This window comes from Fibrella forsythiae (assembly GCF_017353175.1).
GTDB classification, from domain to species: Bacteria; Bacteroidota; Bacteroidia; order Cytophagales; family Spirosomataceae; genus Fibrella; species Fibrella forsythiae.
This window is the reverse complement of the sequence record NZ_JAFMYW010000002.1, coordinates 1,210,657-1,232,440: the sequence shown is the minus strand read 5'-3', so window position 1 is coordinate 1,232,440 and position 21,784 is coordinate 1,210,657. Positions and strand designations below refer to the sequence as shown.

Annotated in this window: 18 protein-coding genes; 13 read left to right on the top strand and 5 right to left on the bottom strand. The window is 54.0% G+C overall.

The annotated features are described in order from the left end of the window. Window positions 1-59 precede the first annotated feature (59 nt). Window positions 60-992, top strand: a complete 933-nt coding sequence (hemF, locus tag J2I46_RS11135; RefSeq protein ID WP_207329069.1) for an oxygen-dependent coproporphyrinogen oxidase — start codon at window positions 60-62, stop codon at window positions 990-992. Between the two features lie 36 nt (window positions 993-1,028). Here hemF and J2I46_RS11130 read toward each other — a convergent pair whose 3' ends face one another. Together J2I46_RS11130 and menC are read right to left on the bottom strand one after the other, a co-directional pair. Continuing rightward, window positions 1,029-2,708, bottom strand: coding sequence for a M1 family metallopeptidase (locus tag J2I46_RS11130; RefSeq protein ID WP_207329068.1), 1,680 nt, complete (start codon window positions 2,706-2,708; stop codon window positions 1,029-1,031). 31 nt (window positions 2,709-2,739) lie between these two features. Continuing rightward, the gene (gene menC, locus J2I46_RS11125; protein WP_207329067.1) at window positions 2,740-3,828 is read right to left on the bottom strand and encodes an o-succinylbenzoate synthase; all 1,089 of its coding nucleotides are present in this window, start codon (window positions 3,826-3,828) and stop codon (window positions 2,740-2,742) included. 89 nt (window positions 3,829-3,917) lie between these two features. Here menC and lpxK point away from each other — a divergent pair, with 89 nt between their 5' ends. Genes lpxK through J2I46_RS11110 form a run of 3 tightly spaced genes read left to right on the top strand, consistent with a single transcriptional unit; the run spans window position 3,918 to window position 7,939 of the window. After that, entirely contained in the window at window positions 3,918-5,003 is a 1,086-nt protein-coding gene (gene lpxK / locus J2I46_RS11120) for a tetraacyldisaccharide 4'-kinase (protein WP_207329066.1), read from the top strand. A 48-nt stretch (window positions 5,004-5,051) separates the two neighbouring features. Then, window positions 5,052-7,067, top strand: coding sequence for a putative porin (locus tag J2I46_RS11115; RefSeq protein ID WP_207329065.1), 2,016 nt, complete (start codon window positions 5,052-5,054; stop codon window positions 7,065-7,067). 59 nt (window positions 7,068-7,126) lie between these two features. Then, window positions 7,127-7,939, top strand: coding sequence for a 5'-methylthioadenosine/adenosylhomocysteine nucleosidase (locus J2I46_RS11110; RefSeq protein WP_207329064.1), 813 nt, complete (start codon window positions 7,127-7,129; stop codon window positions 7,937-7,939). Window position 7,940: 1 nt separating this feature from the next. Here J2I46_RS11110 and J2I46_RS11105 read toward each other — a convergent pair whose 3' ends face one another. The 3 genes from J2I46_RS11105 to J2I46_RS11095 are packed head-to-tail and all read right to left on the bottom strand — an operon-like array spanning window position 7,941 to window position 11,296. After that, a complete protein-coding gene (locus J2I46_RS11105) occupies window positions 7,941-8,933 on the bottom strand; it encodes a type VI secretion system baseplate subunit TssG (RefSeq protein WP_207329063.1) in 993 nt (330 codons plus the stop codon). Beyond that, window positions 8,930-10,831 carry a type VI secretion system baseplate subunit TssF gene (locus tag J2I46_RS11100; RefSeq protein ID WP_207329062.1) on the bottom strand — a complete coding sequence of 634 codons (1,902 nt, stop codon included), beginning with the start codon at window positions 10,829-10,831 and terminating at the stop codon, window positions 8,930-8,932. The genes J2I46_RS11105 and J2I46_RS11100 overlap by 4 nt, the downstream gene beginning before the upstream one ends. A gap of 9 nt (window positions 10,832-10,840) precedes the next feature. After that, entirely contained in the window at window positions 10,841-11,296 is a 456-nt protein-coding gene (locus tag J2I46_RS11095) for a GPW/gp25 family protein (RefSeq protein ID WP_207329061.1), read from the bottom strand. 177 nt (window positions 11,297-11,473) lie between these two features. Between J2I46_RS11095 and J2I46_RS11090 the strand changes: the two genes are divergently transcribed. The 9 genes from J2I46_RS11090 (at window position 11,474) to J2I46_RS11050 (ending at window position 21,728) form a co-directional block, all read left to right on the top strand. Continuing rightward, window positions 11,474-12,502, top strand: a complete 1,029-nt coding sequence (locus J2I46_RS11090; RefSeq protein ID WP_207329060.1) for a threonine aldolase family protein — start codon at window positions 11,474-11,476, stop codon at window positions 12,500-12,502. Between the two features lie 187 nt (window positions 12,503-12,689). Beyond that, window positions 12,690-14,846 (top strand): ATP-binding protein, encoded by a 2,157-nt coding sequence (locus tag J2I46_RS32835; RefSeq protein WP_229379685.1) that lies wholly within the window; start codon window positions 12,690-12,692, stop codon window positions 14,844-14,846. Between the two features lie 136 nt (window positions 14,847-14,982). After that, window positions 14,983-16,041 (top strand): phenylalanine--tRNA ligase subunit alpha, encoded by a 1,059-nt coding sequence (gene pheS / locus J2I46_RS11080; RefSeq protein ID WP_207329059.1) that lies wholly within the window; start codon window positions 14,983-14,985, stop codon window positions 16,039-16,041. Between the two features lie 116 nt (window positions 16,042-16,157). After that, window positions 16,158-16,490 carry an arsenosugar biosynthesis-associated peroxidase-like protein gene (locus J2I46_RS11075; RefSeq protein WP_207329058.1) on the top strand — a complete coding sequence of 111 codons (333 nt, stop codon included), beginning with the start codon at window positions 16,158-16,160 and terminating at the stop codon, window positions 16,488-16,490. 56 nt (window positions 16,491-16,546) lie between these two features. Beyond that, the gene (arsS, locus tag J2I46_RS11070) at window positions 16,547-17,602 is read left to right on the top strand and encodes an arsenosugar biosynthesis radical SAM (seleno)protein ArsS (protein WP_207329057.1); all 1,056 of its coding nucleotides are present in this window, start codon (window positions 16,547-16,549) and stop codon (window positions 17,600-17,602) included. Between the two features lie 66 nt (window positions 17,603-17,668). Beyond that, on the top strand, window positions 17,669-18,637 hold the full coding sequence (gene arsM / locus J2I46_RS11065) for an arsenosugar biosynthesis arsenite methyltransferase ArsM (protein ID WP_207329056.1): 969 nt from the start codon (window positions 17,669-17,671) through the stop codon (window positions 18,635-18,637). A gap of 76 nt (window positions 18,638-18,713) precedes the next feature. Next, window positions 18,714-19,913, top strand: coding sequence for an exodeoxyribonuclease VII large subunit (locus J2I46_RS11060; protein WP_207329055.1), 1,200 nt, complete (start codon window positions 18,714-18,716; stop codon window positions 19,911-19,913). 62 nt (window positions 19,914-19,975) lie between these two features. Then, window positions 19,976-20,167 (top strand): exodeoxyribonuclease VII small subunit, encoded by a 192-nt coding sequence (gene xseB, locus J2I46_RS11055; RefSeq protein WP_207329054.1) that lies wholly within the window; start codon window positions 19,976-19,978, stop codon window positions 20,165-20,167. Between the two features lie 214 nt (window positions 20,168-20,381). After that, window positions 20,382-21,728, top strand: coding sequence for a DUF937 domain-containing protein (locus J2I46_RS11050; protein WP_207329053.1), 1,347 nt, complete (start codon window positions 20,382-20,384; stop codon window positions 21,726-21,728). The last annotated feature ends 56 nt before the right edge of the window (window positions 21,729-21,784 follow it).

Genomic DNA, 21,784 nt, shown 5'->3' with positions numbered 1-21,784 from the left:
GTTAGCCCGTTTGGCTTTCGACCACTTTCTGCGCTGCTTTCCTGCCGCTCCCTATACGTATGCAACAACCCGATAGACAGCAGATCACAACGTACCTGCAAGGGCTTCAAGATCAGATCTGTACGGCGCTCGAAACCGCCGATGGCCTGGCTGCAAACCTAGCCGACAACCGAACGGGGGGTACCTTTCGCGAAGACCACTGGCAACGCCCCGGCGGCGGGGGTGGGCGGTCGCGCGTGATGGCCGATGGTATCGTGATCGAGAAAGGAGGCGTGGGATTCTCAGCTGTTGAAGGTGAGGCATCGGCAGCAACGCTCCGGCAACTAAACCTGACCGAACCGGCTGACTTCTATGCCACTGGTGTTTCCATCGTGATTCATCCGCGTAATCCCCGCGTGCCGATCATACACATGAACGTACGTTATTTTGAATTGAGCACCGGCACGTACTGGTTCGGCGGCGGCATTGACCTTACACCCCATTATGTCGTTCCGGAGGATGCGCGCTGGTTTCATCAGCAACTGAAAACCGTTTGCGATCAGCATGACCCTGCCTATTACTCACGCTTCAAAACCTGGGCCGATGACTATTTCTATATTCCGCACCGGCAGGAAACACGGGGTGTAGGCGGCATTTTTTTCGATTACCTGAAAGAAAACGAGACAACCAGCAAAGCTGATCTGTTTGCCTTTCAACGGGCGGTAGGCGAATCGTTCGCACCGATCTATACGCACTTCATGGCCCAAAACCACGACCTCCCCTACTCGCCCCGCGAGCAACACTGGCAGGGTTTACGGCGTGGCAGGTACGTTGAATTCAACCTTGCCTGGGACCGGGGCACTAAGTTTGGTCTGGAAACCAACGGGCGTACAGAGTCTATTCTGATGAGTATGCCGCCGCAAGCCAACTGGCTCTACGATTATCACCCCGAGCCTAATTCACCCGAAGCCGATACGCTATCGCTCCTCCGCAAAGGAGTAAACTGGGTGTAATGGTTGATCTGTAGGAGCGGCCCCTCATGGCCGCTCCTACAGATCAACCATCTTGGTGAGGACGTAGTAATCGGCGTCGACGTTAACTTCTTTTATGTTGGGCTGACTAAGGGTCTGCCAGGTGGTCGATGGCGTTACGATTCGGCGCGGCCCAGCGTCGTTCAGGCAAAGGCGGATGGGGGTCGTAAACCCTTTCTGGCAATTGGCGAAACGATAAGCCACTCCTTCCGGCGTAATTTTATACTCCAGCACAGGAACACGGGCATCGCGCAGGTACTGATCGAACAAGGGTTTCAGGGGCAGCCCAGTTTGTTTTATCAGATACGATTCAATCTGCTGGGTGGTTACTGTTTGGTGATAGAACGTCTTGTTTAGCCCCCGCAGAATCTGCCGCCACTTTTCGTCGTTGCCCACCCCTTGCCGAATCATGTGCAACATATTGGCCCCTTTGTAATACATATCGCCTGATCCCTCGCTGTTCACGTTGTAATCGCCGATGATTGGCCGATCGTTTCGGATGCCTACCCGCGTTCCGATCACGTATTGTGCACCTGCGTTTTTGCCAAACAGTGCTTCTGTATACAGGTTTTCCGAGTAAGCCGTGAAGCTCTCATGAATCCACATGTCGGCAATGTCTTTGTAAGTGATATTGTTGGCAAACCACTCATGGCCCGACTCATGCACGATGATAAAATCCCAGCGCAGACCCCAGCCCGTCCGCGACAGGTCCCGTCCCAGATACCCATTCCTGAATTTGTTGCCGTAGGTAACCGAGCTCTGGTGTTCCATACCCAGATAAGGCACCTGTACCAGTTTGTAACCGTCTTTATAGAACGGATACGGGCCAAACCAGTTTTCGAAAACGCGCAACATCGTCTTCGCCTGCTGGAACTGTACCCGTGCAGCCGCTTCGTCTTTAGGTAATGCAAAAAACGATAGCTGTAGCGGACCCGATTCGCCCTGATACGTTTCATTCCAGGTCACGTACTTCGCAATGTTGACATTAACGCCGTAATTGTTGATCGGATTCACCACTGCCCAATCGTAGGTACGTGTGTGATCGGCGTTGGTTACCACACGTCGAAGTTGCCCGTTCGATACATCCATGTACGGTTCCGGTACCGTAACGCTGATCAGCATAGAGTCGGGTTCGTCATACATATGGTCTTTGCAGGGCCACCAAACGCTGGAACCCAGCCCCTGGCAGGAAGTGGCAATGAACCAGCTTTTTGTTGAATCGGTATCCCGAGCCCACGACACGCCTCCATCCCAGGGTGCATTTTTAGCTACCCGGGGTTTCCCGCCATAATCGACCGTAATGGTCTCCGTACGGCCGGGGCGCTGTGGTTTGGCCAGCGTAATAAAATGCGCGTTCCCATCCGTGCGGATCGGTAACGGCTGCCCGTCCTGTTCGGCCCGGATCAACGTCATCGGTGATTGAAGGTCGATCTGCATCACCTGGCTGGCCCTCACCACCCGATACTTTATGGTATTCTGACCGCTGAACGTACTATCTGTCGGGTTGACGCGTACCTGCAGGTGATAATGTAGCAGATTCCACCAGGTACGTTCGGGCGTCATGGTTCCGCGGAGGGTGTCGCCATGCGTGTAGGCTTGTTTTTCGGTTAGCAATTGCCCGGCAGCAGGCAACGAGGCAACAGACAGGCCCAGCACCAGCAGGCCGGCGATGGGGCGAAGAAAAGCGGTGATTGACATTATATGACGAAAATTCGTGATGAAGCGGCAGCTAGGGACGCAGTCCGTTCAGATGCCAGGGAGTAGCCGGGTCATAGCGCAACGTACCTGCATCAATTCGCAGGGGGCTGCTGATATTGTTATGATACAATTGTCCGGTTCCCAGCCCCTGAGGCATCAGGTTCTTGAATTGCGCAGTGTACTGGGCAATGGCATTCAGGCCAACATTCGACTCGAGGGCCGACGTGATCCACCAGCTGATAGACAGGCGGTTTGCCAGTTCGATCCACTCATCGCAGTGGCGAAGGCCACCCAGTAAGGTTGGCTTAAGGATAATGTATTGTGGCTGAATTTTTTTGAGCAACCGAAACTTATCCACGTATTCCATATGCCCGATCAGCTCCTCATCCAGCGCGATTGGCAGCGGCGTTTGTCGGCACAATTCGGCCATCAGGTCGTGCTGCCCGGCGGCAATGGGTTGCTCAATGGAATGTAGCTGATACTGCGCCAGGCGTTCTAGTTTCGTCATCGCCTCGTCGGGGTGAAACGCCCCGTTGGCATCGACCCGGATCGTGATCTGCTCCGGGCTATACTGCTCCCGGATGTAGGCCAGCAGGGCGCACTCATGATCGAAATCAATTGCCCCGATCTTGAGCTTGATGGTGGTGTAACCCGCCGCAATTTTCTGGTCAATCTGATTGCGCATGGCTTCATGCGAGCCCATCCAGACCAGCCCGTTGATTGGAAGCGCCCGCCGACCGTGCACAAACTCCGTATCGCGGATAAGCCGTTGGCCACCCGACAGGTAATCGTGCATAGCCGTCTCAAATCCGAAGAGAATACTGGGGTGCTGCTGGCTGATCAGTTGATTCAGCACCACCGTTACGTTCCAGTCAAATAGCTGAAGATCAATCTGATTGAAGTAATCGCAGTATTCAGATAGCCGTTCTTCAAAGTCTGGAATATCGTCAAGGCTCAGGCCACGAAGCGGGCCGCATTCACCATATCCAACTATATCGGGTTGATCGGTATCGAATAAACGGAGGAAAAACGAGTCTTTTTGGGTAAGCGTCCCCCGCGAGGTGCCAGCCTCGAAGGTGAAGTTAAGGGTATATTTCAGGTAGCTGACCCGGAGACTCATTGGATACGGTGGGCGGAGGAAAACAAACCGCTAAAACTACTACTTTTGACCCATCAGCAAAAACATGTTACGAAATTATTACCGGAAGTGTGACTTATAAAAACCTGCTAAAACCGCTGTCTCTGGCCTATGGAGGTGTATTGGCGCTCCGAAACGTGCTTTACGATCATAATTTTGTAACCACTTACATTCCTACCCAACGGTGTATCTCGGTTGGGAACCTCACGGTTGGTGGCACCGGTAAAACGCCTGCTGTTGAATACCTGCTGCGTTACCTCCAAACCCTCGACCCAGCCTTAACTGGCGAAATAGCCACCCTCAGCCGGGGCTATGGCCGCCAAACTCACGGGTTTCGGGTGGCCACTTCCGCCGATTCGGCCGCTACGATCGGCGATGAACCGCTCCAACTGTTCCGTAATTTTTCGCCGGCCATCACCATTACTGTTGGCGAACGCCGCGCCGATGCGCTTCGGCAGTTGGCCCTTGAGCAGCCCGAAATCAGAACCGTTGTGCTCGACGACGCCTATCAGCATCGGGCCGTTCAACCGCAGCTGAATTTATTACTGACCGATTATTACCGCCCATTCTATACGGACGATCCCTTTCCCGGTGGGCGGCTACGTGAACGACGCACGGGAGCCCGCCGCGCCGATGCTGTGATTGTGACGAAATGTCCGCACGACCTCTCGCCTGCTGAACAAGCGACCATCGACCGTCAGATCCGTCGGTATACTGAACCAGTGGCCGGAGCCGCCAAAGTACCTATCCTCTTCGCCGGATTGGCCTACGGCCAGCCCCGCCTGTTCGGCGGTCAGGCCCAGGCTCAGATCACCGGTCCGGTTCAACTGGTATCGGGGCTGGCCCATGCCGATCCGCTTGTCAGGTACGTTGCCAACACCTGGGGGGTTGCCCACCATACTGATTTTGGTGACCATTATGCCTATACACGCGCTGATGTTGACCAACTCGTTGCCCAAACCCCAACCGAAACCTGGTTTCTGACGACTCAGAAAGACGAGGTCAAACTGGCGCCGTTACTGACTGAATCTGAGCAGAAAACAGGGCGTTTCGCCTACCTTCCGGTGAGTATGACGTTCCTTGGGCAGGAAGACGCCCAAACGTTGGCCCGTTTAGTCGTTGATTGCCTACGCGGCCCGGCACTTAAAAATCGTTAACCAGTAGCTCCATAGCGGCCCGGCGCGGGTTTTGGTCTATTTTTGCGTATGCAGTTTTCGGCACTTCTTTTTCTGGCCTCGTTTCTTTGTCTATCCACGCTCGGCTGGGCGCAACAGTCTACGGGCGTAGGCACCTTTCCGAGTACTCCCGGCAGCTTCCCCGGCACCACCAGCCCCAATGGAGCCGGAAAACCCGGCGGATCCGGTGCGGGTGTGGGTATTGATGATTCAACGAAGGTGATTTATGGCCCTACCACCGCCCGTTTCTTTCTGGAAAGCGACGTATTCAATAACCGAAAAAAACTGTATCTGACTGATACATCGCTGGTGAGCAATCATCAGTTCGAATTCACGAAACGAAACGGAAACCGGTACACGGACCTGGGCAATCTGGGTACGCCATTACGGCCTGTGTTCTACGAGACCCCAACTCAGATTGGCGAACAACAGGGCTATTACGTGTTTTCGCCCTACGCTTACCAGACTAATCAGGTACGTTATTACGACACGAAGTCTCCCTTCACGGATATGTATCTGGTGCTGGGCGGGCGAAATCAGAATATCCTGAACTTCGATTTCAACCAGAATATCACGCCGCGCCTGAATGTAGGCTTCAACGTACAGCGATTTACGTCGGAACGGCAGTTTGGCACCAGTGCGGCACGTAGCCAGACCGAACGACTGCTGGCGCAGGACTGGGGCGTTCTGCTTCACGGCAATTACCGGACGGAGAACAACCGCTACACGCTGATGGCCCACATCAATCACATGAACCACAGCCTGCCCGAGCAGGGAGGAAATGTGTTTGGTACGACCACAAGCGGCGACACCATCCCGTTCGATTACGAGGGGCAGGCCAAGCTGGCCAGTACGCTGGGCTGGGAACGGCGGACCAGCCTGCACCTATATCACCAATACGTGCCTACCGATGGCATTCAGTTTTTCCACCGGCTTGATTACCAGATCCAGACCAACAATTACAAGGATGATGCGCAGGTAGCGAACCAGAACTTCTCCCATTTTTACCCGCGTTCGCTCTACGATTCAACACGTACCCAGCAGGATGTATACTGGCATGCCATCGACAATACGTTTGGGGTGAAAGGCATTTATAACCGGGGGAAATCGGCTTATAATTATCGGCTTTTCTACCGGCAACGGATTTTCAGCCAGCAGAGCGATTATAACCTGGCCTCAACCACAACGGTGAGCGGCGAAACCCAGCCGAATAAGAACAGCTACTCGGCTTCTGGCTTTGAAAACTACGTTGGTGGCTGGCTGGGCTATTATTTCCCCGACAGCCTGTCGAGGCTGACTGCCGAAGGCGAATACCTGGTTGGCACAGGCGCTTTCCGGCTGAACGGACAACTGGAAAGCCGCCTGTTTACGGTTGGTTTCACCACCATGCTGGCCGAACCCACGCTGATCTCGCAGCGGTTTTCCAGTAACCATTATCAGTGGAACAACCGATTTGGGCTTAGAGGAACCCAACATGCCTACGGCCTGCTGAACATAAAGTATAAAGACTGGACCGTGTCGCCCGGTGGCGACTTCTGGCTGCTCAACAATTACGTGTACTTCAACCAGAATGCCGTACCAGCCCAACTGGCAACGGCCTTCACCATGTTCCGCGTGGGGTTAGGAGCCTCCTACTCGAAATCGCGGTTCAAGGCCAGCACACAGATCTATTACACACCGCTCAACGCGGGCAACGATGTGCTTCGTATTCCGACCTTCTTCATCAACGGCCGGGTTCAGTATGATTTCATTTATGCCAAAGTGCTGCACATCCAGACCGGGCTGGAACTGCATTACAAATCGAAGTTTTACGGAGATGCCTACTCGCCCGAATCGCAGCAGTATTATCTGCAAGACCGGCAGTTGGTTGAAGGGGCTATTCTGGCCGATGCCTTTGCCAACATGCGGGTAAACCGGGTACGTTTCTTCCTGAAATTCAGCCATGTCAACCAGGGGGTCTTTCAGCCGGGGTATTTCGTTGCGCCCGGTTTTCTGCAACTACAGCGCGGTTTTGGCTTCGGCGTCGACTGGCTCCTGTTCGATTAAGAGGCTAATCGATAGTTAACAACGTACCTGCACGAATTTCTTATTAACACACCTAACCGATGCGGTTTCTCCTTGCGCTTCTTTTCGTCGTCATAACGCAGTGTAGTCATGCACAGGCGTATCAGACAGAATCCATCACGGCGTTGCTTGGCGCTTTCGGGCCCGAGGTAGAGCTGGTTGAAAAACGGCTGCAAAACCCGGTTGTTGTCATGAAGAACGGGATCCGGTTCGTTACAGGGCGCCTCGGAACGCAGCAGGTAGTGGTAGCGCTGACGGGTATCGGAAAAACGAACGCAGCCATGACCACGGCCTTTGCCCTCGCCTATTTCCGGCCCCGGCAGGTGATTTTCACGGGCATTGCAGGTGGTGTCAGCCCCGACCTGCAACCCGGCGATCTGGTGGTTGGCCGCGAAACAGGGTACCACGATTACCACTGGACCACGTTTGACAACAAACCAACCAACCAGACCAGGAACCTGGTTACCAACGAATTGAATCCAGGTTATTTTCCCGGCGATTCTGCCCTCTTATTACTGGCCTTACAGACGGCAAAATCAAGCAAACTGGAACCAATCCCCGGTCTTCTCCGCGCACCGATCGCCGTGGCCGGGCGGATTGTAACGGGCGATGAATTTGTCAATTCGGAGCAGCGGGTAAATCAACTCCGTACCGAACATCAGGCCGATGCTACCGAAATGGAGGGAGCTGCTGTGGCTCAGATTTGCTACCAGCAGGGCATTCCGTGCATCGTGATCCGTAGCCTTAGCGACAAGGCAAACAGTTCGGCCCGCACCGATATGCGCACGTTCCTGGGCATTGCCGCCCGAAACTCGGCCCAGTTAGTGGTGTCGATGATGGAGGCGAGCCGGTAAACTAGATGTATGACGCCACCCCCAGCACACTGGCAGGTGCCAACTCATCTTCGTTGAGCGTGAGGTATCGCTCATCAGTATTCACCAGCAGGTGGTCGATCACGTCGGCCTCCGATGGCATGAAATAGCCAATCAGCAGATTCATGATGGCCCGGCAACGCCCGTTGGCCAGGTAGTCGATCAGCTGATCGCCGTTGAGGGGGCCAATCCTGATTTCGTAAGCAGGCATTGTATCCTGATACGCCCCCCCCAGCGAAAAATTACCTAATTCGGCTTTCGACAGGTCGTTGGGCGCAGGCGCGTCGCCCAGGGCCAGCTCAATTTGGTGGACCAGCGGCGGAATAGTTCTGATCTGAACCGGTACGCCAAGCATCAGCTCAAACACCTGCATAACCAGCGGTGTATTGTGTACGAGCCGGTGGGCAATGGGCAGCAGGTGGAGGAGATTAGTCAACTGGCGAATATCGAGCAGGTCGGGCGGGAGACCCCAAAACTGACGCAGCACATCGCCCTGACTGTTCTGACGCAGGTTCTCTTCCGTGACAAAGTATTTGCGTTCTTCCAACTCCATAGCCAACCCCTGCAGGTAGAATTCCTGCTCCAACGGCTGAAAGAACTGCCGGATTCCCCGTTGCCGACGGGCCTGCTCATCTATATCCTCAAATACTTCGGCCCGATCGCGCCCCAGGTTGGTTGGTTGATGAAACAGACCTTCGGGCAGGTAATCGTAGAGCCCGTCGCGGTGCACTTCAACGTTCAGATACTGCCGCCGTGCCGGATCGATTGAGGCCGCATCGTCACCAAACGCATCGGTGTTGCCCACCAGCGCCCGCCCAACATCGTGACGATAACTGCGCGAGAACAGCCCCGCCGGATGAACCATCAGCTCGCGGCGGGGATCAAGACCATCGTGAGTCAGTTCGGCTAGGATTACCTCCAGCCGCACATCGCTGGTAAGGCGGTCGAGTTGGTCGGCGTATTGCTGGAGCGTCATAACGGGCGCAGGGCGTTGGTCATCGACTGCATGCTGACCCGGTACGGCAGGTTCATAGCCGAGCGCTCGGCCATATACTGTCGGCATCGGTCACATTCTGCTTCCCATTCGGCAGAGGTCAGTTCGGTTCGGCCACGGGGCGTAACGGTCACATCGAGGCAACGAACGTACCCCGCCCCTTCGATCAGGTTTTCGGCGAATGCTTTTTCAACCCGAACATCAACCGCTACACCACCCAGCCGGGCAAAAAAATACGCTTTGCACTCCGCCTGAATATCCTCGATCGTCACCAGGCGCTGCCGCGAGAGCAACGTTTGGCGGAGCTGATATTCTTTCTCGGCGGTGCTGAGCTTATCATACCCCCCCACGGTAGCGGTAACCAAAAACAGGGCTGTGCGGTCAGTCTGCATCGAATCGTAGCCTCCGTAATAGGCCAGGAACGTACCTGCGGGTATGAAATTAGCCGCTTTACCATTGGTACTCCAGAATTCAATAAACAGGTTGCTATCGGTTTTTCTCGGTTTGATGAACGCATACGGGCTTCCCGTTTTGAACCCTTCGTTGGGCATGGCCTGCAGTTGCTGGCGCAGGTCTTCAAGGCTTCGGTTCAGTTCGTCGAGTGTTTTCACAAACCAGCCTGAGCCAAGCGCCCGGAACGCGCGGTTTTCGTCCAGCAACAGTTGCTGTACATGCTGGAGCAGATCGCGGGCATTCCGCTCATCGAACCGGCCAACGTCGTGGGGCCGCCACATAAACGAATTCTCTTCGAGCTGATTTACATCCCGAAGGGGCGACGAACGGAACAGCTCTTTACTATCCGCATCATACACCCGGCGAATAAACAGAAAATCAGCTTCTGATTTAAGTGGAAAGACGTTCAGCGTTTGGAACAGCCGCTGCTGCAGTCGGTTCAGGTACCGGTTCATCACCGGAAAACAGTTCAACCGCACATCCATAGTGGCTACAGCCTGCATCGGGAAGTCACGGCTCAACCGCAGTTCCAGCCACAGCACCTCTTTGTCGAAAACCTTACGCTGCTGTTCTGTGAACTGAAAACCGGGCGGCAACACGCTCAGGGCCGCGCCCCATTCATCGCGCCCAGGTACGTTCCCCAGCGTTACGAAACTACGGTGGTAGAGGTTCATGACCTCCTGTTCCAGCTGGTGTAGCACGTCGAGTTCTGGCCCAAGATGAGGGGCGTGCGAATCAGGACTGACAAAGCCCGCATGAACGGAAAGAGGCTGTCCGTTCAAAAACCATTTCGACTGGTACTGATCCTGCAACTTGCGGTAATACACGGCTTTCTGCCGCACCGATTCTGTTTCCCAGTCGAAGTAAATGGGTAACCCAGCAACGGCCGGTACGTATTGATCCAGCTCAATGCCGATCCAGACCGACTGATAATCAGTAAAGAAGCTGGGAGTCACCTGTTTGTCCCACTGCATCCGGTCGGAGCCGCTAAATTCAGCAATGCCCTGTTCGCTGACCAGAAACCTGACGTCGCCATTGACAACCCGGCTTTTTACGGCTGGCGAGAAAAAATAGTCCTCCTGTTTGCCTTCGCGTAACGGAGGCCGGTAATAAAACTGGGCCGATTGCGCCAGATCGGCCAGGGCATCATCTGAGCGGGCGTGGAAAATAGCGTGCGCCGGGCGCGGCAAATCCACCACATCAGGACACATCACACTGGCCAGCCGGTCAACAATCCGGCCACGGGTTTGCTCGATGGCCTGCGCCGTATTTTCGAGTTCAAACGCACAGGCTTCCATCAGATAGCTCACCAGGGGGTCGGCGGCTTCCACGTCTTTACCCCGCATCTGCCAGATCGACGCGGCATGCTGGGTCATTCGTTTACGAATCTCTTCGCGCGAAAAGTCGGACGGATTCAGCGTATTCATAGGCAATGCTTACCTGATTTTGGTGGTGAAAGGTGCCACGGCAATTTCACGTTGAAACACAAACGGCCGCCGGTTCGACGGGGCCACCTCGGCCAACACTCTGATTCTAACCAGCTTATGCGCATCCGGGGTTCCTTCCCGATCAACGCTCACTTCCACCTTGACTCGGTCGAGCCGGGGTTCATAGCGGCGGATAGCGGCCATCAGCGACTTCTCGATGCGATCTGTCCAGAGAATATAGACGGAATCATTCCCGGCGCTAAAATCATCGTCCCAGATAGTACAGCCGAACCGCCCATCATAGCGCGCCTCGTTGTATTGCGTGGTTGTTATGAGGTACAGGTTGTTTCTGATCGAATCATCCATTGAGCAGGTGACCTGCCGGGCATGGGTAACCTCTTTGGCGGCCTGCCCTCTGGTGATCAGGTCTAACCGGAGCGGGAGATTATAAAATTCGTCGGCCATACTCTCAAAACTAGAAAATCGCCGGCAAAGTATAGTTTCCATGTCGAATAAGTAAACATGTCCGAGCTTACGGTATGTTCATTTTCAGGGTCAGTCAACAATTATCACCGCTGCCAACGGCCGGATAGCTAATTTAGCAACGCTGTTTACTGATAACTGTTTTTTGATAACTGACCTATGATCGATCTCCGCAGCGATACCGTTACCCGCCCCACGCCAGCGATGCTGGCTGCCATGATGGCCGCTCCTGTTGGCGACGATGTCTTTGGCGAAGACCCAACCGTGAACGCGCTTGAACAGAAAGCCGCCCGTCTGTTTGGCATGGAAGCCGCTTTGTTCTGCCCCTCGGGCACGATGACCAATCAGCTGGCCATACGTACCCACGTTCGGCCGGGCGACGAAGTCATCTGCGACCAGATTTCGCACGTGTACCTGTATGAAGGGGGCGGTATTGCCGTTAATGCGCTTGCCTCGGTGGCACTGCTGGCGGGTGAACGCGGTAAACTCACCCCCGAACTCATTGCCCCGGCGATCAACAACCCCACCGACGTTCACCGGCCCATTTCCCGGCTGGTATCGCTCGAAAACACAGTCAATAAAGGCGGTGGCTGTTATTACACGCTGCCTGAGCTAGCCGCCATCCGCCAACTCTGCAATGAACACGGTCTGGCGCTTCACCTGGACGGAGCCCGGCTGTTCAATGCGCTGGTTGAAACCGGCGACGCGCCAGAGGCGTACGGACGGTTATTCGATTCGATCAGCATCTGCCTTTCCAAAGGCCTGGGTTGCCCGGTGGGATCGCTACTGCTTGGGTCAGGTACGTTCATTATGCAGGCAAAACGGTTCCGGAAGCTGATGGGCGGCGGCTGGCGGCAGGCCGGTTTTCTGGCGGCAGCGGGCATTTACGCGCTCGACCACAACATTGAGCGGCTGAAAGTAGACCACGCCCGTGCCCGGCAAATTGGGCAGATCCTGGCCGGTCAGCCTGAAGTGGCCGAAGTACTACCTGTGGAGACCAACATCGCCATCATTCGTTTGGTAAATGGCATTACGAATACCGACTACCTGGCCCGGCTAAAAGAGCAGGGTATTCTGGCTGTTGCTTTTGGCCCCCAACTGGTTCGCTTCGTCACCCACCTCGACCTCACCGACGACGATGTTGCGGCCTTTGAGCAGTCGGTATCCAGACTGGCCGTTGCTTCCTGACAAAAACACGTCGGGTTCGGCACACAGGCACGCGACTGCATGAGTCAGGCAAGCCTGAACCTGGAGCGTCGTGAACGCATACCGCTACCGGTTCGGGCTTGCCAATGTTTCCTTTGTTCCCTAGCGAAGTCTGCAGTTCAGCTTAGATCAATTAATTTGCAGACTACTACTACCCTGGCGACCTCCCATGCGCATTGTTTTACTGTTTTTACTGCTGGTCTGCTGCCACCGTTCACTTGCCCAACCAGGTGTATACAGAATAGACAGTATTCCGGCTGAAGGGTTATTTCCCCGGCTGGTATGGCGATGGCACGCCGGCGACAATATGGCCTGGGCCAGCCCTACCCTCAACGACAGCCAATGGGATACTCTTCGCCTGAATCGAAGCATCAATCGTTTGGCACAGGTAGCTAAGGCGCAACACAGTTGGTTCCGGCTTACGCTTCAACTCGATTCGGCCGTAGCGAACCAGCCTATTCCGCTGTTCGTCCATATGAATGGTGCCGCCGAATTATACGTAGACGGTCGGTTCGTGGCCCGCTTTGGCACCATAGGTACGTCGGCAGAGACAACCGTGAAACACAAGCGAGTGCGTGGCGACATGTGCCTGTTGCCTGCGTTGCCAGCCGGGTCTCATTTACTGGCTGTTCGCTTTGCCACGTACCCAAACACGGGGTTTGTGCCACGCTACATTGAAGACAAGCGCACCTTCGACATTGAAATAAGTCACCCAACCGGGTTTGTTGTCGGCATTGCCGATGAGGTTCATACCCGCACCCTGGAAGAATATCTGATCGTGGGGTTATCGCTCATGCTGGCGGCCATTCACTTCCTGTACTACTTCTATCGCCGCCGCACGATCAACCTGATCTTTGGCACCACCATGCTGCTTTCCTGTCTGGGAACCGTAGCAACCGACCTGCCTTATTACCTGCGAAACCTGACCGCCGCCAGTTGGGCCGATTTTCTGGGTACGTTGTTCAATACGGGTTTTGCCGTCATGATTCTGGCTACCTACTACAGCTATCTGCAACAAAAACGGGGACCGCTTTTCGGCATTCTGGCTGGTTTTACGCTGCTCGTTGCCCTGCTAACGGGTCTGCCAGCCATGCCGCGACCTGTAGCGATTGGCATAACCGGCATGCGGGCGCTGTCATTGGTACTACTGTTTCTGGATGGGTTCCGAATCAGTCTGATTGCCATTCGGAACAAGCAATACAATGCCGTACTGGTACTCATCAGCGGCTCGGTCGTGCTGGGCATCGCTGTGCTGGGCAGCATCATCATCGCCATGCTGAACTACTGGAAACTGGCCAACTCCGATTATGGTATCCTGCCAACCATCATGGCCATTTCTATTCCGGCCGTACTGGCCATTTTACTGGCAAAAGAACATGACCTCACCAATCGGGATTTACAGAACAGGCTGGCCGAAGTAGAAAAGCTATCGACCGAGAAGGAATCTATCCTGACCCAGCAGAAAGAATTGCTGGAACAACAGGTAGCCCGGCGTACGGCAAAGCTCAACCAGTCGTTGCAAAATCTCCGCGAAACGCAGACCCAACTGGTGCAACGCGAAAAAATGGCGTCGCTGGGTGAGCTTACGGCCGGCATTGCCCACGAAATTCAGAACCCGCTCAATTTTGTCAACAACTTCGCCGAGATCTCCACCGAACTGCTCGACGAATTAAAGCAGGAACATGTACGCCCGGCCGATGAACGCGATCCTGAACTGGAAGCCGAACTACTGGGCGATATTCACCAGAACGTCAGTAAGATCAGTCAGCACGGGCAACGGGCGGCGAGTATTGTTCGGGGCATGCTACAGCACTCGCGAACCAGCAGTGGCGAAAAAGAAAAAACAGACCTTAATGCCCTTGGCGACGAATACCTGCGCCTGAGTTATCATGGGTTGCGGGCCAAAGACAAAGCCTTTAATGCCACGCTCCACACCAGCCTCGACCCACTGCTCGAACACGTGAACGTAGTTAGTCAGGATGTGGGCCGGGTGCTGCTGAACCTGTTCAATAACGCGTTTTATGCCGTTCGCGAAAAAGCGAAGGCAAACCCTACAGGGTATTTTCCAACGGTTTGGTTTGTTACCCGGCAACATGCCGACGGGCTCGAATTGCGGATTCAGGATAATGGCAACGGCATTCCGGTTGAGCTACAGCGGAAGATTTTTCAGCCTTTTTTTACCACCAAACCCACCGGCGAAGGGACGGGCCTGGGCCTGAGCCTGAGTTTCGATATTATTACCAAAGGCCACGGAGGCACCCTCTCGGTAGAGACCACCCCGGGCGAACAAACAACCTTCATCATTCAGTTACCCCTGAAAGGCTGATGCATCGAGAGATCGGCATTGAAGGCGTATCTTTGCTAAACGTTTTTCAGTTTTCAGCCTTCTATTACACCCATCAGAGCACGCTGAATGGCAGAGCAACAAAAGACAGAAGACTGAAAACAGAAGACTCCTTTCTATGACTGAAACTATTGCCCAATTATACGCCGAAATTGAACAGGCGACCGTAACTACCAAAGACGAACTGGAGCAATACCGGCTGCGCTACCTGAGCAAAAAAGGGGCCATAACCGAATTGTTCGATGGGCTTAAAACAGCCGCTGCCGACGACCGCCGGGCATTAGGTCAGCAGTTGAATGGCCTGAAAAATCTGGCACAGGATCGGTTCACGGCTTTTCAGGAACAGGTTGAAGCCCAGCAGCAACAGGCCGGCTCGCAACCCGCCGTTGATCTGACCCTGCCCGTTATTCCGAACCTGACCGGTACGCAACACCCGCTGAGTCTGGTGCGGCAGCGGATCATTCAGATCTTTGAACGTATTGGCTTCAATGTTTCCGACGGTCCGGAAATCGAATCGGACTGGTACAATTTCGGGGCCTTGAATTTCCCTGACAATCACCCTGCCCGCGAAATGCAGGACACGTTTTTTGTTGACAAATCGGGAGGCACCGTGTCCGACGATATGCTGCTACGTACCCACACCTCGAACGTGCAGATTCGTCTGATGGAGCACGTGCGCAACAGCCCGGGCGGGTTCAGGCCGATCCGGTCCATCATGCCAGGCCGGGTATACCGGAACGAAGCCATTTCGGCGCGGGCACACTGCCAGTTCCACCAGGTCGAAGGTATTTACATAGACCGGAACGTGGGGTTCAAAGACCTGAAAGACACGCTCTACCACTTTGTGAAAGAGTTGTTTACCAAAGACACCAGGATCCGTTTCCGCCCATCGTACTTCCCCTTCACCGAGCCCAGCGCCGAGATCGATATCTCGTGCCAGATCTGCGGAGGTAGTGGCTGTAACGTGTGTAAACATACCGGCTGGGTCGAAATTGCAGGCTCGGGCATGGTTGATCCGAACGTATTGGAAAACTGCGGTATCGATCCCAACGAGTACACCGGCTTCGCCTTCGGTATGGGTATCGAACGCATCACGATGCTGAAGTATCAGGTACGTGACCTACGTCTTTATTTCGAAAATGACGTCCGCTTCCTTCGGCAGTTTGAAGGGCTCTGATACAAACAGCGAATGCCCCAACGGGTAAAAGAATGGTCGAAATTAAACTATCATTTTTTTACCCGTTGGGGCATTCGCTCTTCATCTTTTCACGTATATCAATAAAACACCTGACCATGCAAACGTATTACGACCCCGCTGACCTCAAAAAGTTTGGCCAGATTGGTGAATTCCAAAAAGAATTTGCCGACAAGTTCTTCGCCTATTACGGAGCCGTTTTCGCCGAAGGAGCCCTCACCGCCCGGGAGAAATCATTGATTGCCCTGGCCGTATCGCATACCGTTCAGTGTCCTTATTGCATTGATGCCTACACCAGTGATACACTCGAAAAAGGCTGTTCAGAACAGGAAATGATGGAAGCCGTTCACGTTGCCGCAGCAATCCGCGGAGGCGCCACGCTGGTCCACGGTGTTCAGATGATGAACAAGGCCAAAGAGTTAAGCATGTAATTCATACCAAATTGAGTCTGGCAGCAGACTTATTCTGCACGTATATCGCTTCACCTATGTCAACGACGAAATCATTAAAAGCCGCCGGACACACGTTGGCTAGTTCAGCCGCGCAACTCGATTTCATCGGGAATGACACCTTCAGTAAACTGGGGTTACCCAGCTTTCGGGAAAAGCTTGACGATGTTGATCTTTTTCCGCTGACACCAACGCAGATCGACATCTTTCAGGTAAACGTGGGTAAGATGTGCAATCAGGTTTGCCGCCATTGCCATGTCGATGCGGGGCCCGATCGGAAAGAGATCATGACCCGCGAAACGATGCAGCAATGCCTCGATGCGCTGGCGAAAACGAGCATCCCAACGGTTGACCTAACGGGCGGCGCTCCCGAAATGAACCCCAATTTCCGCTGGTTTGTCGAGGAGCTAACCAGGCTTGGCCGGCACGTCATCGTGCGCTGCAATCTGACCATCATCGTGGCCAATCCGAAATACCACGACCTGCCCGAATTTTTCCGGGATCATCAAATCGAGGTTGTCAGTTCGCTGCCTTTCTACAATGCCGATAAAACAGACCGGCAACGGGGCAAAGGCGTGTTTGCCGATTCGATCCGGGCCATGAAAATGCTCAACGATGTGGGCTACGGTCAGGAAGAATCCGGTCTGATACTGAATCTGGTTTACAATCCGAACGGCGCCTTCTTACCCGGTGATCAAGGCAGCCTGAAACGGCAGTTCAAACGGGTTCTATCTGACGAGTTCGGCCTGGTTTTCAACGATCTATACGCCATTACCAACGTACCTGTAAGTCGTTATCTGGATTACCTGATCACATCGGGCAATTACGACGGGTACATGGAAAAACTGGTAAACTCCTTTAATCCGTCGGCGGCGGCAGGCGTGATGTGCCGCAATACCATTTCGATTGGCTGGGACGGTCAACTCTACGACTGCGATTTCAATCAGATGCTCGACCTCAACGTGGCCAGTCAGATTACCCACATCCGCGATTTCGATGCCGATAAGTTGGCGAAGCGCAGCATCATCGTGAATGAGCATTGCTACGCCTGCACAGCCGGGGCCGGTTCGAGCTGCGGCGGCGCTACAGCCTGAAAGAGTCAATCCATCATCTAAAACCACGACCGCTCCAGCCGGGGTGGCTACCCATTCAAATCCCTTATGTCTTACCTCGATGCTACCGTTGACGTGTATAAACAGGCTGCCGAAACCCCGGATGTGGGCTTATGCTGTACCACCAATCCGGTTTGGCAACTTCCCGGCCTGAGTATTCCCAAACGGATGCTGGAGATGAATTATGGTTGCGGCAGCACCGTAAATCCGCGCGATCTGGTAAACGACCCAACGGTGCTGTATGTTGGTATCGGCGGCGGTATGGAACTGCTTCAGTTTGCTTATTTCAGCCGGAGGCCGGGGGCTATCATTGGCGTTGACATTGTTGACGAAATGCTGGCAGCCTGCCAGGCAAACCTGGTTGAGGCTGAAGCTCAGAACGACTGGTTCCGGCGCGAATTTATGGATATTCGTAAAGGTAGCGCGCTGGCCCTGCCCGTTGCCAGCAATACCGTTGATGTAGCCGCTCAGAACTGCCTGTTCAATATTTTCAAGGCCGATGACCTGCGCGTAGCCCTCGAAGAAGTATACCGGGTCTTGAAACCGCACGGTCGGCTCGTTATGTCAGACCCTACCTGCGAACAGCCCATGTCGGAGGCACTTCGCAATGATGACCGGCTGCGCGCCCTGTGCCTGACTGGTTCGCTGCCTCTGAGCGAATACCTGGATGTGATCACCCGTGTAGGGTTCGGCACCGTGGAGGTACGTGCTAAACGGGCCTATCGGATCCTGTCGCCCAATCACTACGCAACTAGTGAACTGGTTTATATCGAGAGCGTAGAAGTGTGTGCCATTAAAGACCCAATGCCGGCAGATGGCCCCTGTATCTTCACCGGGCGCACGGCCATTTACTATGGCGATAACGACCATTTTGACGACCATAAAGGGCACGTTTTGCTGCCAAATCAACCGTTGGCCGTTTGCGACAAAACAGCAGGAGCCCTGGCCGCTCTTGGCCGCGACGATATTTTCATTTCACCGTCAACGTATTTTTACGATGGCGGTGGATGTTGCTGATTTACGACGGACGAATTACGATTTTTCCCTCTACCAGATTACATCGTACCTCGCCCATTGTAATTCGTAAATAACTATGTCTCCAATTCGCCTATCCGACCTTGCGTATACGATTGACTCCGTTCTGGAAGAGAATTTCGGTGGGAAAGCCATGTGGGTTCTGGCCGAAACCAGCGATATCAAGAATTACCCCGACCGGCAATACTGTTTTCTGGGGCTGGTAGAACGCGAAGGCAATCAGACAGTAGCCAAACTCGACGCGGTTATCTGGCGAAAAAACTACCCGATTCTGCGCGCGTTTGAAGCCGCTACCGGCGTTGCCTTTGCCCGAAATATTCAGTTGCTGATGCTCGTGTCGGTCACCTACAGTCCGATTTATGGCATGCGGCTGGAGATTCACCAGATAGACCACGCCTATACAATGGGCAATATCGAACGGGAACGGCAGGCTGTTCTGGATACCCTGGTACGTGAGCATTCGCAATACGTTTGGCTCGATCAGGGACAGTACATTACCAGCAATCAGATGCTCGACCGGCCGGCGGTTTGGCAACGCATTGCACTCATCACCGCCCCCAACTCCGACGGCTGGCGCGATTTCCGGCAGGAGCTGGCCAACAACCCCTGGGGTTATCAGTTTGTTATCGACGAATACCTGACCCAGGTACAAGGCCAGGGCGCCGACAAGGCTATTTGTACCCAACTGGAACAGATTGCCGGGCGTGCAACCCCCTACGATGCCGTTGTGATTGTGCGTGGCGGGGGCTCTCAGCTCGATTTTGGCGCATTTGACACCCTGCGGATGGGCGTGGCAGTAGCAAGTTTCCCCTACCCCATTCTGGCTGGTATTGGCCATGACCGGAACATCAGCATTACCGATATGATGTGCCATCAGAGCGTAAAAACGCCTACGAAAGCAGCTGTATTCCTAATTGAACATAACCGGATATTTGAAGAAAACTGTCTGCAACTGGCCTATCGTGTGGCTGAGGCCAGCCGGGTAGCCATGCAGAACGCCCGCGAAGAAGTAGATATTCTGACCGACCGGTTTCGGTATGGCACACAAACGTACCTACGCAACCGCCATGTTGAACTAGCCGAAAAAGCAACCACCGTGCGGCATCTTGACCCGATCAATGTGTTGCGGCGTGGTTATGCGCTGCTAAGCCGGAACGGTCAGATTCTAACGAGTGCCGATGCGTTCAGGCCGGGCGATGACGTGCAGGCCCGGTTTGCCGATGGAACAGTTCAGTTGATTGTGACCGATGCAGAATAGCTGCACTCAGGTACGTTGTTTCGCGGTACCATTCTTGCTTTTTTAATTCTTAATTCATCCAGATGACTTACCAGGAAGCATACGAACAGTTGACATTTCTCGTTGACGAAATAGAGAATGAAGCCGTACCGCTCGATGAGCTGCCGGGCCGAATCCGGCAGGCTACCGAATTAATCGCTTTCTGCCAGCAACGACTCCGATTTGTCGATGAAGACTATCAACAAGCCCTGATTCAATTGCAGAAAAGGCAGTAGTCGAACATTTATAAATGATTGAGTGGTTTCCATTGAAAAACTGTGTTTAATTTTGGGACAGGATGCGAATGCCGAATCACAAACAAATCGGGTCTAACAAGCCGATTTTCGCGCTAAACAGCCATCGGGTGACCTATCCACTGCTAATCAGAAGCTGACGGAGTGACCGAGGCGTATGAGCATTCGTATAGTAACTGTATACTGACCAATCATCATGACTTTATTTGGTGCGTTTAACGAAGTGCTTACCCCCGAGGTACTGGCCAAAATTGCCTTGTACGAGGATGAGCCTGCGGAGAAAACCACAAAAGCCGTCGAAGGCTTAGTTCACACCGTTTTTGGCGGCCTGTTGAAACGGACTACTTCCGAAATTGGTGTTAATCAACTATTTAGCCAACTACAGAAGAGTGGCTATGATGGCTCGCTATCCACCAATCTGAACAGCGTACTGAAAGATGCTACGCAAACTCACGCTGTTATCACAACGGGCAACGAGGCAATCAGTCGGTTATTGCCGGCGATGAAAAGCTCCATTGCCGGCATGATTTCCAGCTACGCGGGTATCCGGAACTCGTCGGCAATTTCCTTGCTTGGACTTACCGCTGGTGTTGTGCTCGACGTGCTGGGCAAACAGGTTAAAGAAAAGAAATTAGACGCCGACGGGCTGGCGGCCTCGCTCTTCGATCAGCGCGAAGCCTTTATCAATGCCGTACCGGAGAGCCTGTTCCCGCAACTTGTTGAGAAAGTAGGGATCCAGCAGATTGTTGCTGGTGTGGCCGCACCCGCCAAACGGACTGCCCAGGTACTGCCTCCACGTAACCCTACCGGTCCAGCCACGCGGCCTGTTCCGCCTTCAACGGTATCGTTTGAGCCTGATCTGGACAACGACTCCGGTGGGTCGGCCGGGAAATGGCTGATTGGTGCGCTAATCGTTGCAGCCATTGGCGTTGGCGGGTATTTCGTCTGGCAGAACAGCAAGAATTTCTCAACAGACACGTCGGCAACGACGGAAGAAACCCTACCGGTACTTGGCGATTCAGCGCAGTCTGACACGGTGGCCCGCTCCCTGGCCGTACCCGTCGATACGGTAGCTACCCGGCCTGTCTCAACAACGGCAACGTCGGCAACAACAGCTACAGGCATAGGTACGCCCACATCCGCCGATGCAACGTTCAATACTGCCATGACAACGTACCTGAACGATCCAACCCAACCCAAAGGACGCGTTTTCGGGTTAACGAGTGTAACTTTTCAGCCCGCTTCGCTGAGCATGACGCCCACATCGCAGGGCCAGATCAACGAGTTGGTGGCGTTACTTAAAGCGCGGCCAACACTTCAGATCCAGCTTCAGGGCTATGCCAACGACGCCCCCGGCCCAGCTGGCGGACTAACCAACAAAGCCCTGTCTTTCAAGCGGGTAAACGCCATTAAGCAACAACTTGTAGGGGCAGGCATCAACTACCTGAGGGTAGACGCCGTTGGCCTTGGCACCGGCGTCAAAGTAGGTGAACTCGGCAAGCAACCAATGAAAAAGATCAATGTGAAGGTGATCACCAAATAAAAACCAACCTCCGCTTCAGAGCGGTCACTGCCTGGCAGTGACCGCTTTTTTATTTA